This is a genomic window from Chelatococcus sp. YT9 (assembly GCF_018398315.1).
Taxonomy (GTDB): domain Bacteria; phylum Pseudomonadota; class Alphaproteobacteria; order Rhizobiales; family Beijerinckiaceae; genus Chelatococcus.
Window position 1 is genome coordinate 1,967,589 of the sequence record NZ_JAHBRW010000001.1, and the last position, 14,083, is coordinate 1,981,671.

Annotated in this window: 12 protein-coding genes; 3 read left to right on the top strand and 9 right to left on the bottom strand. The window is 63.1% G+C overall.

Annotation, left to right across the window (positions count from 1 at the left end; genetic code table 11):
• Positions 1 to 394: 394 nt before the first annotated feature.
• Complete coding sequence (locus tag KIO76_RS08845) at positions 395 to 934, top strand: GcrA family cell cycle regulator (protein ID WP_213322717.1); 540 nt, start codon at positions 395 to 397, stop codon at positions 932 to 934.
• A gap of 116 nt (positions 935 to 1,050) precedes the next feature.
• On the opposite strand, the gene phoB is transcribed toward KIO76_RS08845, so the two are convergent.
• The 8 genes from phoB to KIO76_RS08885 form a co-directional block, all read right to left on the bottom strand.
• The gene (gene phoB / locus KIO76_RS08850) at positions 1,051 to 1,752 is read right to left on the bottom strand and encodes a phosphate regulon transcriptional regulator PhoB (protein ID WP_213322718.1); all 702 of its coding nucleotides are present in this window, start codon (positions 1,750 to 1,752) and stop codon (positions 1,051 to 1,053) included.
• A 57-nt stretch (positions 1,753 to 1,809) separates the two neighbouring features.
• A complete protein-coding gene (phoU, locus tag KIO76_RS08855; protein ID WP_213322719.1) occupies positions 1,810 to 2,529 on the bottom strand; it encodes a phosphate signaling complex protein PhoU in 720 nt (239 codons plus the stop codon).
• Between the two features lie 32 nt (positions 2,530 to 2,561).
• Complete coding sequence (pstB, locus tag KIO76_RS08860; protein WP_213322721.1) at positions 2,562 to 3,341, bottom strand: phosphate ABC transporter ATP-binding protein PstB; 780 nt, start codon at positions 3,339 to 3,341, stop codon at positions 2,562 to 2,564.
• Complete coding sequence (pstA, locus tag KIO76_RS08865) at positions 3,338 to 4,195, bottom strand: phosphate ABC transporter permease PstA (protein ID WP_213322723.1); 858 nt, start codon at positions 4,193 to 4,195, stop codon at positions 3,338 to 3,340. The genes pstB and pstA overlap by 4 nt, the downstream gene beginning before the upstream one ends.
• Before the next feature lie 5 nt (positions 4,196 to 4,200).
• Positions 4,201 to 5,196 carry a phosphate ABC transporter permease subunit PstC gene (gene pstC, locus KIO76_RS08870; RefSeq protein ID WP_213325167.1) on the bottom strand — a complete coding sequence of 332 codons (996 nt, stop codon included), beginning with the start codon at positions 5,194 to 5,196 and terminating at the stop codon, positions 4,201 to 4,203.
• Positions 5,197 to 5,480: 284 nt separating this feature from the next.
• The gene (gene pstS / locus KIO76_RS08875; RefSeq protein ID WP_502761845.1) at positions 5,481 to 6,530 is read right to left on the bottom strand and encodes a phosphate ABC transporter substrate-binding protein PstS; all 1,050 of its coding nucleotides are present in this window, start codon (positions 6,528 to 6,530) and stop codon (positions 5,481 to 5,483) included.
• A gap of 145 nt (positions 6,531 to 6,675) precedes the next feature.
• Positions 6,676 to 8,052 (bottom strand): ATP-binding protein, encoded by a 1,377-nt coding sequence (locus KIO76_RS08880; protein WP_213322724.1) that lies wholly within the window; start codon positions 8,050 to 8,052, stop codon positions 6,676 to 6,678.
• A gap of 102 nt (positions 8,053 to 8,154) precedes the next feature.
• A complete protein-coding gene (locus tag KIO76_RS08885; RefSeq protein ID WP_213322726.1) occupies positions 8,155 to 9,234 on the bottom strand; it encodes a lysylphosphatidylglycerol synthase domain-containing protein in 1,080 nt (359 codons plus the stop codon).
• A gap of 276 nt (positions 9,235 to 9,510) precedes the next feature.
• Between KIO76_RS08885 and ilvD the strand changes: the two genes are divergently transcribed.
• On the top strand, positions 9,511 to 11,367 hold the full coding sequence (gene ilvD / locus KIO76_RS08890; RefSeq protein ID WP_213322728.1) for a dihydroxy-acid dehydratase: 1,857 nt from the start codon (positions 9,511 to 9,513) through the stop codon (positions 11,365 to 11,367).
• Between the two features lie 326 nt (positions 11,368 to 11,693).
• Positions 11,694 to 12,767 carry an acyltransferase family protein gene (locus KIO76_RS08895; protein ID WP_249729544.1) on the top strand — a complete coding sequence of 358 codons (1,074 nt, stop codon included), beginning with the start codon at positions 11,694 to 11,696 and terminating at the stop codon, positions 12,765 to 12,767.
• A gap of 105 nt (positions 12,768 to 12,872) precedes the next feature.
• Here KIO76_RS08895 and KIO76_RS08900 read toward each other — a convergent pair whose 3' ends face one another.
• Positions 12,873 to 14,048, bottom strand: coding sequence for a M48 family metallopeptidase (locus tag KIO76_RS08900; RefSeq protein ID WP_213322729.1), 1,176 nt, complete (start codon positions 14,046 to 14,048; stop codon positions 12,873 to 12,875).
• Between the last annotated feature and the right edge of the window lie 35 nt (positions 14,049 to 14,083).

A 14,083-nucleotide genomic window follows, 5' to 3' on the forward strand; every position in this document is an offset into this window, starting at 1 on the left:
GGCACTCCATCAATTCTAAAGGTCATGTTTTCCATGTCAATTCAAAGACTGTGATACCTCTCATCAACGTCCGAGCCGCCGCGGACGGGCTGGCCGGATCGGATGGGAAAGGATCTCTGCGCGCCACCTGCAGGATTTGATATGTGCCGGAACCGAAGACGCTTTTCCCCTTGACTCTCGGACGAGGTTCTTGGGGAAAACGGCGGGTGTGGCAGGGGGACTCTTGCCCCCGAGTCGGGGCATATTGTAGTTTCGCCTTCAACGACTACGACATCTCGTGTAGCGGAACTTATCATTCGCGTTCGTTGTCACCATGCAACGGGGTTGGGCTCGTGTGGAGCTGGCCGCGAAAGATAAGGGATTCCATGCACTGCAACTGCTGACGGAGAAGGCGATGACCGACCCGAGCCAATCTTGGAGCGATGAGCGTGTAGAGCTCTTGCGCAAGCTCTGGTCTGATGGCCTCAGCGCCAGTCAGATCGCCGCCGAACTCGGCGGTATCACCCGCAATGCGGTGATCGGCAAGGTGCACCGCCTCGGCCTGTCAGGCCGCGCCAAGAGCACCGCCAATTCCGCTCCCCGTCCCCGCAAACCGGCCCGGCAGCCGGGTGCTGCCGCGCCGGCTCCCGCCGCTTCCGCGCCAGGCCCCGTGCGCACTAGTGCCGCGCTGGCTCCTCAGCCCGTCGCCGAAGCGGCTCCCGTGCTCGTTCGCCTGCCTCAGCCCCGCGAGGAAGTGGTGATCCCTATGTCTGAGAGGGTCACCATCATGGAACTCCGTGAATCCATGTGCCGGTGGCCCATGGGTGATCCAACGACGCCGGAATTCCGCTTCTGCGGCGCCCGGTCCGAGCTGGGTATGCCCTATTGCTCGCACCATTCGCGCATTGCCTATCAGCCCGTCGCCGATCGCAGGCGGGATCGTAAGCGGGCCTGAGGTCTTCGGCTGCCCGGTGACGCGGATAGCTGGCAAACATTCGAGCCCTTGAAAGGCCGCTGCGATGTGATCGCGGCGGCCTTTCTCATTGGGTCGACAGGTATCGATCCGCCAGTTCAGCCAGCCTTCGCGAAGGTCTCGTCAAAGGAATAGCCGGCGCCACGCACCGTGCGGATCGGATCAGGTCGGCGCATGCGGTTGATCGCCTTGCGGAGGCGCCCGACATGCACGTCGACGGTCCGCTCGTCGATGTAGACGTCGTGGCCCCACACCCGGTCGAGCAACTGCTCCCGGGTGAAGACACGGCCCGGGCTCTGCATCAGGAACTCGAGCAGCTTGAATTCCGTCGGCCCGAGATGGAGCTCCCGGCCGCCGCGCTTGACCCGGTGGGTCTCGCGATCGAGTTCGATATCGCCGGCAATGAGTTGCGCCGCAACCTGACCCGGCTTGGCGCGCCGCAGCAGGGCCCGCACGCGCGCCAGGAGTTCCGGCACGGAGAAGGGCTTGACGATATAGTCGTCGGCGCCGGTCGCGAGACCACGCACACGCTCGGTCTCCTCGCCGCGCGCCGTCAACATGATGATCGGCAGCCGCTCGGTCTCCTCGCGCGCGCGGATGCGGCGGCACAGCTCGATGCCGGAGAGCCCTGGCAGCATCCAGTCCAGCAATACGAGGTCCGGCACCGCTTCGCGCAGCCGTATCTCCGCTTCGTCGCCACGGGCGACGCTGTCGACTGTATAGCCCTCGGCCTCGAGGTTATAACGGAGGAGCAGCGTGAGCGGCTCCTCATCCTCGACGATCAGAATACGTGGTCCCATCGAAAGTCCTATGGTTCCACTGTTGTCCTGGCCCCCCGGTTCACAGGATCAGTGGGATCAGTTGCTAGGATCGGTTGGCGCCTTGGTGAAGCTGGAGGTATCCCCCTTCGGGCGGTCGGCAGCCAATGTGACGCCTGTCGCCAGATAATGGACCGTCTCGGCGATGTTGGTGGTGTGATCGCCGATACGCTCGATGTTCTTGGCGAGGAACAGAAGGTGCGTGCAGAACGTGATGTTGCGCGGATCTTCCATCATATAGGTGAGCAACTCGCGGAAGATCGACGTGTACAGCGCATCGATGCGATCATCGCGCTGCCAAACGTCAAGGGCTTGCGCGTCATCTCGCTGCACATAGGCATCGAGCACGTCCTTGAGCTGCTCCTGCACGAGATCGCTCATGTGTTGTACGCCGATCACGAGCTTCTGAGGCTGTGTTTCGCCGCTGATGGCGACGACACGTTTGCTCGTGTTCTTGGCAAGGTCCCCGATGCGCTCGAGATCGGCGGCCACGCGAATGACCGAGATCAGTTCGCGCAGGTCGACCGCCATGGGCTGGCGTCGCGCGATGGTGAGCACGGCGAGTTCTTCGATGTCACGCTGCAACCCGTCGAGGCGGGCATCAGCGGAGATGACGGACTGGGCGAGAGTGCTGTCGCGCTTGACCAGCGCCAGCGTGGAGTCCGTGAGCATCTTCTCGGCGACGCCCCCCATCTCGACGATCCGGGTCCGCAGTTCGTCGAGATCCTCGTCGAAGGATGAGACGATATGTTCAGGCATTGCCTCAGGTCCCCTAGCTTTGGCCATCAGGATCAGCCAAACCGGCCGGTGATGTAGTCCTGCGTACGCTTGTCTTGCGGTGCGGTGAAGATCTTCGAGGTATCGTCGAACTCGATGAGGTCGCCGAGATACATGAAGGCCGTATACTGAGAGACGCGCGCCGCCTGCTGCATGCTGTGCGTCACGATGGCGATAGTATAGTCGCGCTTGAGCTCGTCGATCAGCTCCTCAATCTTGGCCGTCGAGATCGGATCGAGCGCAGAGCACGGCTCGTCGAGCAGGATGACTTCCGGCTTCACCGCGACGGTGCGGGCGATGCACAGGCGCTGCTGCTGGCCGCCGGATAGGCTGAGCCCGCTGGCGTCGAGCTTATCCTTCACCTCTTCCCAAAGCGCGGCCCGGCGGAGCGCCGATTCCACGCGGTCGTTGAGCTCGCTCTTGGGGAGGTTCTCGTAGAGGCGCACCCCGAAGGCGATATTGTCATAGATCGACATCGGAAACGGCGTAGGCTTCTGGAAGACCATGCCCACCTTGGCGCGCAGGAGGTTCAGATCCTGCTTGGGCGAGAGGACATTCTCGCCGTCCAGAAGCACTTCGCCCTCGGCACGCTGTTTCGGATAGAGGTCGTACATCCGGTTCAGGACGCGCAGCAGTGTTGACTTGCCGCAGCCGGACGGGCCGATGAACGCGGTGACGATGTTCTCGTAGAGGGGCAGGTTGATGCCCTTCAGCGCAAGCGAGTCACCATAAAAGAACTTGAGGTTCTTGACCGAGACCTTCTCGGATTGGGGCTTTTCCGTAGCAGTGGTCATCTTTGTTTCCCCGGCGAAGAGAGCGTCCGTGCCGTGATGCTGAGGGCGAGAACAGCGAAGGTGATGATGAGGGCGCCGACCCAGGCAAGTGCCTGCCAGTCCTTGTAGGGGCTCAGGGCGAACTGGAAGATGACCGAGGGAAGGCTGGCCATCGGACCGTTGAGATCCGTGCTCCAGAACTGGTTGTTGAGAGCCGTGAAGAGAAGCGGCGCGGTCTCGCCGCTGATACGCGCCACGGCGAGCAGCACGCCCGTCACCATGCCGGCCTTGGCGGCACGATAGGCGATCTTGCGGATCACCACGTGGCGGGGCAGGCCAAGCGCGGATGCCGCTTCACGAAGCTGGTTGGGCACGAGGTTGAGCATGTCTTCCGTGGTGCGCACGACGACCGGAACCACGATGATGCCAAGCGCCACGCCGCCGGCCCAGGCAGAGAAGTGGCCCATGCGTGCCACCATGATCTCATAGACGAAGAGGCCGATAACGATGGAGGGCGCGCTGAGCAGGATGTCGTTGATGAAGCGTATCACCATCGACAATTTTCCATAGCGTCCGTACTCGGCCATGTAGGTACCGGCGAGGATGCCGAGCGGCGTGCCGAAGAGCGTACCAAGGAAGGTCATGATCAAGCTGCCGACTATGGCGTTGATCAGACCGCCCTGGCTGCCCGGCGGTGGCGTGTTCTCCGTAAACACCGCGACGGACAGGCCGCCGAAGCCTTCCCACAGGAGCGTGCCGAGGATCAGTACCAGCCAGCCGAGGCCGATGGCTGCGGCGGCGATGCACAGGCCCATGGCGATCGTGCTCGCGCGCTTGCGCTTTGCATAGGCGGCGGGGTTTTTCGCAACGTCCATGACAATCAACCCCCGGTGCGCTTCTCGATCCGCATCAGCATCAGGCGCGCTGCCGCGAGAACGAAGAAGGTGATGACGAAGAGGATGAGACCGAGAGCGACGAGGGAGGACGTGTAAACGTCACCCACCGCCTCGGTGAATTCGTTCGCGATCGTCGCGGAGATCGTCGTACCGGGCTGGAGGATCGAGGCTGAGATCCGATGGGCATTGCCGATCACGAAGGTGACCGCCATCGTTTCGCCCAAGGCGCGGCCAAGGCCGAGCATGACTCCGCCGATGATGCCAACCCGGGTGTAGGGGATGATGACATTGCGCACGACTTCCCAGCGCGTGCAGCCGAGCCCGTAGGCGGCTTCCTTGAGCACCGCCGGAACCGTCTCGAAGACGTCGCGCGAGATCGAGGCAACGAAGGGCAGGACCATGATCGCCAGGATCAGGCCTGCGGTCAGTGTACCGATGCCGTAGGGCGGCCCGGCGAAAACCGAGGAGAGAACCGGGATCGGCCCAAATAGCGAGATAAGGAACGGCTGTACCGTGCTCTGCAGGAAGGGCGCGAAGACGAACAAGCCCCAGATGCCGTAGATGATGCTGGGGATGCCGGCGAGGAGCTCGATGGCTGTGCCAATGGGCCGGCGCAGCCACGGCGGGCAGATCTCAGTGAGGAAGATCGCGGTGCCGATGCCGATGGGAATGGCGATCAGCATGGCGATGAGCGATGTCACGATGGTCCCGTAAACCGGCGCGAGCGCCCCGAATTTTTCCGTGACCGGATTCCAGGACTGCCCCCAGAGGAAGCTGATGCCGAAGGCCTGGAAGGCCGGCATCGAACCCTCGATAAGCGCGACGATCACGCCTCCGAGAATGACGAGAACGGTGACGGCCGATCCCAGCGTGATGTATTTGAAGGTCGCGTCGCCAACCTTGAAGCGGGTCAGAACGCGGCTCCGGTCGACGGATGCGCTCGATGATAACCCGCTATTCTGCAGCGCCAAGTCTGCCATAGCCCGTTGCCTTTGCGTGGTTGTCATGGAATTCGGCTGCCTTCGTCCCTTGCCGCGCTAGCGGACATTAGGCGAGGTCGAGCATTGTGCGCCAGCCTCCAGAGGCGAGGTGGCCCGTAATCGCGTGGATGTTCCGGAGACAAGCCAGGTTTTCTCGACGGAACCTTATGAGGGCAGAAGAGGCCCCGGTGCATCTCGCCCGACGTGCCGGACTGTCATGCCGGGAGTGGCAGGCACTGAGAGCAAGCAGGCGGGCCAGAGGCCCGCCTGCTGTCTTCAGGGATTTATTTCGAAGCGCTGTAGAGCGACTTGCCGCTGGCGTCCTTGATGTCGGAAGCCCACTTGGCCTTGACCGTGGAGACGACATTGGCAGGCATCGGAATGTAGTCGAGCTCCTCGGCGAGCGCGCCACCCTTGGTGTAGGCCCAATCGAAGAAGCGCAGGGCTTCAGCGGCGTGCTCGGCGTTCGCCGGAACCTTGTGCATGAGGATGAAGGTGGCGGCCGTGATCGGCCAGGAGTCGGCGCCCGGCTCGTTCGTCAGCACCACGGCGAAGCCAGGAACGCTGTTCCAGTCGGCATTGGCAGCAGCAGCCTGGAAGGTCTTGGTGACCGGCTCGACAACCTTGCCGTCCTTGTTGACGAGCTTGGTGTGCGAAAGCTTGTTCTGCTTGGCGTAGGCATACTCGACGTAGCCGATGGAGCCCTTGGTCTGGCTGACGTTGTTGGCCACGCCTTCGTTACCCTTGGCGCCGATACCGACCGGCCATTCGACGGCGGTGGCCGAACCGACCTTGGACTTCCAGTCCGCGCTGACCTTCGAGAGATAGTCAGTGAAGTTGAAGGTCGTGCCCGAACCGTCCGAACGGCGAACCACGGCGATGCCCTGCGACGGCAGGTTGATGTTGGCATTCAGCTTCTTGATCGCCGGATCGTTCCAGTTGCTGATCTCGCCCATGAAGATCTTGGCGAGCGTGTCACCGTCGAGGACGAGCTCGCCGGGCTTTACACCATCGATGTTCACGACCGGAACGATACCGCCCATGACCATCGGGAACTGGACGAGGCCATCCTTCTCGAGCTCTTCGCCGCCCAGCGGCGCGTCGGTCGCTCCGAAGGTGACCGTCTTGGCCTTGATCTGCTTGATACCGCCGCCGGAACCGATCGACTGGTAGTTGATGCCGTTGCCGGTTTCCTTCTTGAAGGCTTCAGCCCACTTGGCATAGACGGGGTAAGGGAAGCTGGCGCCGGCGCCGGAGATGTCGAGGGCAGCCGCAGGCGTTGCGAAAGCCGCAACGGCAAGCCCTGCCACGGCGATGAGTGAAGACAATTTCACGAGAGGTCTCCCAATTGGCGAACGTAGCCTTTGCACCGCATTCGCGGACTGATCTGAAGGCTGAATGAGCGAACGCGGTATCCCTAATGTCTCAACGCCTCGTCTCTATGACGCTTGCGTGACAGTTAAATGACAGCGCTTGAGCTTAGCCGGCTTTGGCTACGTGCGACCGGCCGGGCTCCGCAGCGGCGGAGGTGGGTGGCGCTGATGTCGCAGGCAGGGGCCGCGCCGGATTGCTCGCCAGCGGCAATATCACACGGAAGGTCGCCCCTTCGCCATAGGTGGATTCGATTAGCAACTGCCCCCGATGGCGGTTGACGATATGCTTGACGATCGCAAGCCCGAGCCCCGTTCCGCCCTTCTGGCGGCTGTCGGTGGCGTTGACGCGATAAAACCTCTCCGTGAGCCGCGGAAGATGTTCTGGCGGGATGCCGGGCCCGAAGTCGCGGATCGATACCTCGACCTCGTCACGAGCGCCGGAGCGCTCCGGGGCCTTCGTCACCGTCACATCCACCCGTTCCCCAGATTGACCGTATTTGACGGCGTTTTCGATGAGATTTTCGAAAACGCGCAGCAGCTCGTCGCGATCGCCCTTCACCTCGATCGGCCCTTCCGGCGCGTTGAAGGTGATCGCCACACCTCCCTCACCGGCAAGCGGCGTCAACGTGTCGATCATATGCCGCACGATGCCGAGGAGATCCACCGTCGTGGAGGGCTGCACATGCGCGTGCATCTCGATGCGGGACAGCGACAGAAGGTCGTCGATCAGGCGTGACATACGCCGTGCCTGGTCACGCATGATGGCGAGAAAACGCTCTCGCGCGTTGGCGTCATCACGGGCAGGGCCCTGCAGCGTCTCGATGAAGCCGAGCACCGAGGCGAGCGGGGTTCGCAGCTCATGGCTCGCGTTGGCGACGAAATCGACGCGCATATGTTCGAGTTGCCGGGCCGCGGTGAGATCGCGGAACATCAACACTGCACCGCGCTGCTCGGCGTCTGCGGCGCGGGGCGCCTCCAGCGGTGCGATATGGACCTCATAGCTGCGCTCGATGGGCACGCGCTCGATGAGTTCGACGCTGCGCGTCTCCCCGTCGCGCAGGACGGCTTCGATCCCATCCAGCACATCCGGTGAACGCAGCGCGAAGGAGAGGGGGGTTGCCTCGCGAAGGCCAGGCAACATCGTTTTCGCAGCGGCGTTCATGCCGGTGACCAGGCTGCGTCTGTCGACGACGACGACAGGTTCGGGCAAAGCGGCAAGCACCGCCGCCGGTGGAATGCCCTTGTCCCGCCGTTTGGCCGGTGTGTTAAGACGTTGCTGGATGGGCGTGGTGTTGCGAAACAGCGCGAAGGCCGCTGACAGGGTCAGCAAGGCGGCACCCGTGGTCCACAGGAACGAGCCGTCGCCCAGGATCGCCGTCACGGAGAAAATGCCGATGGCGACGAGGGCCGTGCGGACAGCGATGCCACGGGCGCTGAGAGACAGCGACCTGTCCCGTCTCGCGGTATCTCCGCCATCCGCCATTCTTGTCACCTTCCCATCATCCTTTTTCGCATCCATGCGAAGCAGGACGGAAATAATCTATTATTGGCGAGATGTGTGACAGTTTCACTGGGAAGTCAGTCGCTAAGCCTTGCCGTTGGCGCGCCTGACACGTCTGCGCGCCTCATGAATGAAGAGCATTGTCAGCGCCATGACGAACGGTACCAGATAATACAGCAGCCGGAAGAGAAGGAGCGCACCGAGAACACCTCCCGTTGGCAAGCGGTCGAGGGCGATCAGTATGGTCGCCTCGAAAACGCCGATGCCACCGGGCGCATGGCTGGCGATGCCGAGCATGCAGGCGACGACATAAACGGCGAGAAAAGTCTCGTAGCTGAGGCCGTGTCCGCCCGGAAGCAGAACGAAGAGCACGCCCGCCGCGGCGCAGACATCGCCGGCGCCGATCAGCATCTGGATGAAGGAAAGCCTCGCGCGCGGCAATTCCAGCCGCCATCCGCGCACATTCACCACGGGATGCTTCAGGGTGACCCAGATGAAGTAGGCAGCAAGCGCCGCGAAGCCCGCCACGCCGGCAAGCTGGGTCAGGCTGAGACCGGTTTTCGCAAGAACGGAAACCTCCGCCGCGTGGCGCACGAGGCTCCAGGACAAGACGACGCTCATGCCGAGCCAGAACGTAATGCCAGCGATGACCGTGAGGCTTGCGATCTTTGCGGCCTTGATGCCGTGAGGCGAATAGACCCAGTAGCGGACGGTGCCCCCCGTCACCAGCGGAAAGCCGAGGGTGAACGAGATGGCGTAGCTCGTGAACGAGGCGAAGGCTGTGACGCGATAGGCGATGCGCTCGCCGAGCTGCTTCAGCGCCACGTAGTCATAGCCCGTCAGCAGGAGATAGCTCACGGCGGTCAGTGCTATCGCGATCGTGATCTGTCGCTCGCTCGCGGAGCGGAAGGCCGTCGACAACTCGTCGAGATCAATATCGCCGAGGATGCGCCACAGCACGACGAAGGAGCCCAGGAACAGCGCCGCGCTAAGAACCGTGCCAATGATGGAGAGCCGCCGCCGCCGCCGGTCCGCGGGCGTTTCCCGATCCCGAGACGCGGGAACCGCGGGCACGTTGCGATCGGCTGCGGACGCGTCTGCGGTGCGCTTCGCGGGCGATGCCTCGTCAAGGTCCGCCACAGATTCAGCGTCGTTATCTTGCATGCACCCTTGCCGCGTTCATATTACGGGTAGCCCATGGCCAGGCCGGGGTCCATGGTTCGCCCGCTCGTGCACGTTATGATGGTGGGTCGCGTGGATCGCAAGCCGGGCTGTGCATGGCTCGGTCCCGTTGGCGGCAGAGCCGCTATGCCGCTGTGGCACATCGGAAGGGATGCGCACCTTGCGGCAATGCGCTAAAGAGAAATGGAATTGCTCTATAATTTGCCCGTCACCCGGCAACTGGCTGTCGTGTGAAAGGGCGCCCAAGGACACTGCGTTATGCCAAGCTATCGTTCTCGCACTACGACCCACGGCCGCAACATGGCCGGCGCGCGTGGCCTGTGGCGCGCCACAGGCATGAAGGATTCCGATTTCGGCAAGCCGATCATTGCCGTCGTGAATTCGTTCACCCAGTTCGTGCCGGGCCATGTACACCTCAAGGATCTTGGCCAACTCGTCGCTCGCGAGATCGAGAAGGCGGGTGGTGTCGCCAAGGAGTTCAACACGATCGCCGTCGATGACGGCATCGCCATGGGTCATGACGGCATGCTTTACAGCCTGCCGTCGCGAGAAATCATCGCGGATTCCGTCGAATATATGGTCAATGCGCACTGTGCCGACGCGATGGTGTGCATTTCCAACTGTGACAAGATCACCCCCGGCATGCTGATGGCGGCCCTGCGCATTAATATCCCGGTGGTTTTCGTGTCCGGCGGGCCTATGGAGGCGGGCAAGGTTCTGCTCGGTGGCAAGAAGAAGGCGCTCGACTTGGTCGATGCCATGATCGCCGCCGCTGACGACAATGTGTCCGATGAGGATGTGAAGATCATCGAAAGGTCGGCTTGTCCGACCTGCGGCTCCTGCTCCGGCATGTTCACCGCCAATTCGATGAACTGTTTGACGGAAGCCCTCGGCCTTGCTCTGCCCGGCAACGGCTCGACGCTGGCCACCCATGCCGACCGCGAGCGTCTTTTTGTGGAAGCTGGGCATCTGATCGTCGATCTCGCCCGCCGCTACTACGAGCAGGACGACGCCGCGGTGCTGCCTCGTTCCATCGCGAGCTTCAAGGCTTTCGAGAATGCCATGACGCTCGACATCGCCATGGGCGGCTCGACGAACACGGTGCTTCACCTGCTCGCCGCAGCCCATGAGGGCGAGGTTGATTTCACGATGAACGACATCGACAGGCTGTCACGGCGCGTGCCCTGCCTGTGCAAGGTGGCCCCCGCCGTCGCCAATGTTCACATGGAAGACGTGCATCGCGCCGGCGGCATCATGGCGATCCTCGGCGAGCTCGACCGCGCGGGCCTCATTCACACCGATCTGCCGACCGTACATACGCCGACGCTGTCCGACGCGCTCGACCGTTGGGATGTGGCGCGTACTGAGAGCGAGACGGTGCGCGATTTCTACCGGGCTGCGCCAGGCGGCGTGCCGACGCAAGTCGCCTTCAGCCAGGCGAGCCGGTGGGAAGACCTTGATCTCGACCGAGAAAAAGGGGTCATTCGGAATGCCGAGCACGCCTATTCCAAGGATGGCGGCCTCGCGGTCCTCTATGGCAACCTCGCCGAGGACGGCTGCATCGTGAAGACGGCCGGTGTGGACGAGTCGATCCTGAAGTTCTCCGGCCCCGCGCGTATCTTCGAGAGCCAGGACGCTGCGGTTGAAGGCATTCTCGGCGGCAAGATCAAAGCCGGCGACATCGTTCTCATCCGCTATGAAGGCCCGCGCGGCGGTCCAGGCATGCAGGAGATGCTCTATCCGACGAGCTACCTGAAGTCGAAGGGCCTCGGCAAAGCCTGCGCTCTCGTCACCGATGGCCGCTTCTCGGGCGGCTCTTCCGGCCTGTCGATCGGCCACGTCTCGCCGGAGGCGGCGGAAGGGGGCACGATCGGCCTTGTCGAGGATGGCGACATCATCGAGATCGACATCCCCAACCGCCGCATCCATCTCGCCGTCTCGGACGAGGACTTGGCCCATCGGCGCCTTGCCATGGAGGCGAAGGGCGCTGCCGGCTGGCAGCCCGCGGCCCCGCGCAAGCGTAATGTCACCACGGCGCTCAAGGCCTATGCGGCCTTCGCCACCAGCGCCGCCCGCGGCGCCGTACGCGACGTGAATTCGTTCAAGCGCGGCTGACGCCACCCTTCACCTCTCCCTGAGGGAGAGGTCGCGCCGCAGGCGCGGGTGGGGGACTTTATCGTGCAGTTCCCCCTCATCCTGCCCTTCTCCCCGCCGGGGAGAAGGGACGCCAGCGATAGCCCACCCGCCGGGGCATTCCGATGGGGCACCCTAAGCTCTCCCACCGGGGGGAGGGCCGGTGTGAGGGGACGCGGCAGACGACGAAAAGCTTAGCCTTCCCAGCCGGCACGCCTCTTGCTCCCGTGAGTTTCAGCGGCACCATGCAGCGGTTCCCTTAACCGGCCTGTGCCAAGCTGGAACTGTCCTGTATCACGGAGGCTGCCTTGGCTGGCTTGAATGGACATAGTGGAACCGTGCCGGCGCCGGGCCGCGTTGCCTGGGTCGATATCGCCAAGGGCATCTGCATCATCCTCGTCGTGATGATGCATTCGACGCTCGGGCTCGAATATGCCGCTGGCCGCGAAGGCTTCATGAACACGATCGTCGTGTTCGCGCGACCTTTCCGCATGCCGGACTTCTTTCTGATTTCCGGCCTGTTCCTTGCGCGCGTCATCGACCGCGATTGGCGAAGCTACGGCGACAAGCGTGTGCTGCATTTCGTCTACTTCTACGTGCACTGGTACATTATCCAATTCGGCATGAAGGGCTGGGGCATGGCAGAGGGCAACCCGGTCGAATTCGCCCGGCTGTTCCTGCTCGGCTTCATCGAGCCGCTCGGGACGCTGTGGTTCGTCTACTTGCTCGCGGTTCTGTCCATCATCACGAAGCTCCTGAGGGGTGTGCCGGGCATCATCCTCGTGGCGGTCGCCGCGGCGCTCGAGATCGCACCCGTCGCGACAGGCTGGACCGTCATCGACGAATTCTGCGAGCGCTGGGTCTATTTCCTCGTCGGATATCTCTGTGCGCCGATGATCTTCCGTTTTGCGGCGCAAGTGCCGAAGCACCGTCTGGCAGCCATCGGCGGACTGGTCGTATGGGCGCTCGTGAACGGCTTTTTCGCCTTCAGCGCGAGCCCGATCGAAGGATTGCCGACTTTCGCCAGCTTGCCAGTCTTGAGCCTCGTCCTCGGCATCGCCGGCGCTGCCGCGATCATCACCGTCGCAGCACTGCTCGTCTCCGTCGGCAAGGGGGAAGCGCTGCGCTATTGCGGCGAGAATTCCATCGTCATCTATCTCGCGTTCTTCTTGCCGATGGCCGTGACGCGGGTCCTGCTGATGAAAACAGGCGCGCTCGACGTCATCGGCGTCGGCTGGGGCGCGTTCATTGTTACCACCGCTGCGGTCGTCACCCCGCTGATCTTCGCGCGCATCATCCGCGGAACTTGGCTGGACTTCCTCTTTGTGCGGCCGGCTGCCTTCCGGCTGGGGCCGAAGCCTGTGCTCTCGCCGGCCGAATAGCGGTCCTACCAGCATTCGCTCGGCAGGGGTGCGCTATCGGCTCCTGCCAGCGATTCGTGACAGGCCGATCTCTCCCCCTCAAGGGAGGGATCAAAGTCACCGCCCCTAGCGCCCGCCCGGTGGAAAGAGAGGCCCCCAGGGTCCGCGTGGGATAGAGTTCTGCGACTGGGAGGAGGCGGGCCCGGGTGAGGGCGGCTGAGAGGCATTGTCCGGCAAGGCGGTGCCCCAAGGGCCCGTAGACGGCCCTGTCTCCACTGCTGTATCGGGAGATGCGGGTGGCGCCAACTCCGGCATGCGGCCTCCTGCGAAGCGCACGAGTCGATCGACGCGCGAGGCGATCGAAGGATGCGTCGCAAAGAGATCCGTGAAACCGGAGCGCGGGTTGTCGATACACATCTCCATGACAGCCGAGGGCGCGCTTGGGAGTTCGCCCCGCCCGTCGATCTTGAGCAGGGCGGAGATCATTGCATCCGGATTCTTGGTGAGCTCGACGGCTCCGGCATCTGCGAGATACTCGCGCGAGCGTGACAACGCGAAGCGGATGACCTGGGAGAGCAGCCAGGACAGGGCGATCAGGGCAAGGGCGATGAGAATGGCGGCGAAGGCAGCGCCCCCGCCGCCCTTGCGGTCTCCATTCGAGGAACTGCGTGGCATGCGCGGGCGCGCTGAGCCGAAGGACATGCGGGTGAGGCCGCGAAACAGCAACTCACCGAAGAAGGAGATGACGCCGGCGATCACGACCGCGATCACCATCATCCGGACGTCTCCGTTGCGGATATGCGTGAGCTCGTGCGCCAGCACGGCTTCCATCTCCTGATCGTCAAGCGCTTCCATCAGGCCACGCGTCACGGTCACGGCATATTGCTTCTCGTTCATGCCCGAAGCGAAGGCATTAAGAACAGGGCTCTCCATGATATAGAGCCGCGGCATGGTGAGGCCGCGCGAGATGCAGAGGTTCTCCAGAAGCTGATAGAGCTTCGGCTCTTCCTGCCGTGTCACTGGATGCGCGCCGGTCGCAAGGGCTATGAGCCCCCGGTTGAATTGATAGGCGATGAACAGCCAGACGAGCGCCGCGATCGTCGCCCAGGGAAAGGCCGAGACGAGATCGTTGAAGGCGCGCGCCAGCATGACGTCGAGCGACGGCTCGTCATAGGCGAAGGCCTCGACGATAAGCGCCCCTGCGAAAACCATTACATAAACGAGCAGGAATAGACCGGCGAGCAGGAAGCCGGAGCGGATCCTGTTCGCGCGGATATGGGTGTAGAGGCCGAAGGCTTGCATAAGGCGCGGCCCTGGATGCGACCCGGCAGACGGGT

Excerpts from the sequence above, each read along its gene's own strand:
- pstB (WP_213322721.1), bottom strand. The coding sequence starts at position 3,341 with ATGACCACTGCTACGGAAAAGCCCCAATCCGAGAAGGTCTCGGTCAAG.
- phoU (WP_213322719.1), bottom strand. The coding sequence starts at position 2,529 with ATGCCTGAACATATCGTCTCATCCTTCGACGAGGATCTCGACGAACTG.
- pstA (WP_213322723.1), bottom strand. The coding sequence starts at position 4,195 with ATGGACGTTGCGAAAAACCCCGCCGCCTATGCAAAGCGCAAGCGCGCG.
- ilvD (WP_213322728.1), top strand. The coding sequence starts at position 9,511 with ATGCCAAGCTATCGTTCTCGCACTACGACCCACGGCCGCAACATGGCC.
- KIO76_RS08885 (WP_213322726.1), bottom strand. The coding sequence starts at position 9,234 with ATGCAAGATAACGACGCTGAATCTGTGGCGGACCTTGACGAGGCATCG.
- KIO76_RS08880 (WP_213322724.1), bottom strand. The coding sequence starts at position 8,052 with ATGGCGGATGGCGGAGATACCGCGAGACGGGACAGGTCGCTGTCTCTC.
- KIO76_RS08845 (WP_213322717.1), top strand. The coding sequence starts at position 395 with ATGACCGACCCGAGCCAATCTTGGAGCGATGAGCGTGTAGAGCTCTTG.
- pstC (WP_213325167.1), bottom strand. The coding sequence starts at position 5,196 with ATGGCAGACTTGGCGCTGCAGAATAGCGGGTTATCATCGAGCGCATCC.
- KIO76_RS08900 (WP_213322729.1), bottom strand. The coding sequence starts at position 14,048 with ATGCAAGCCTTCGGCCTCTACACCCATATCCGCGCGAACAGGATCCGC.
- phoB (WP_213322718.1), bottom strand. The coding sequence starts at position 1,752 with ATGGGACCACGTATTCTGATCGTCGAGGATGAGGAGCCGCTCACGCTG.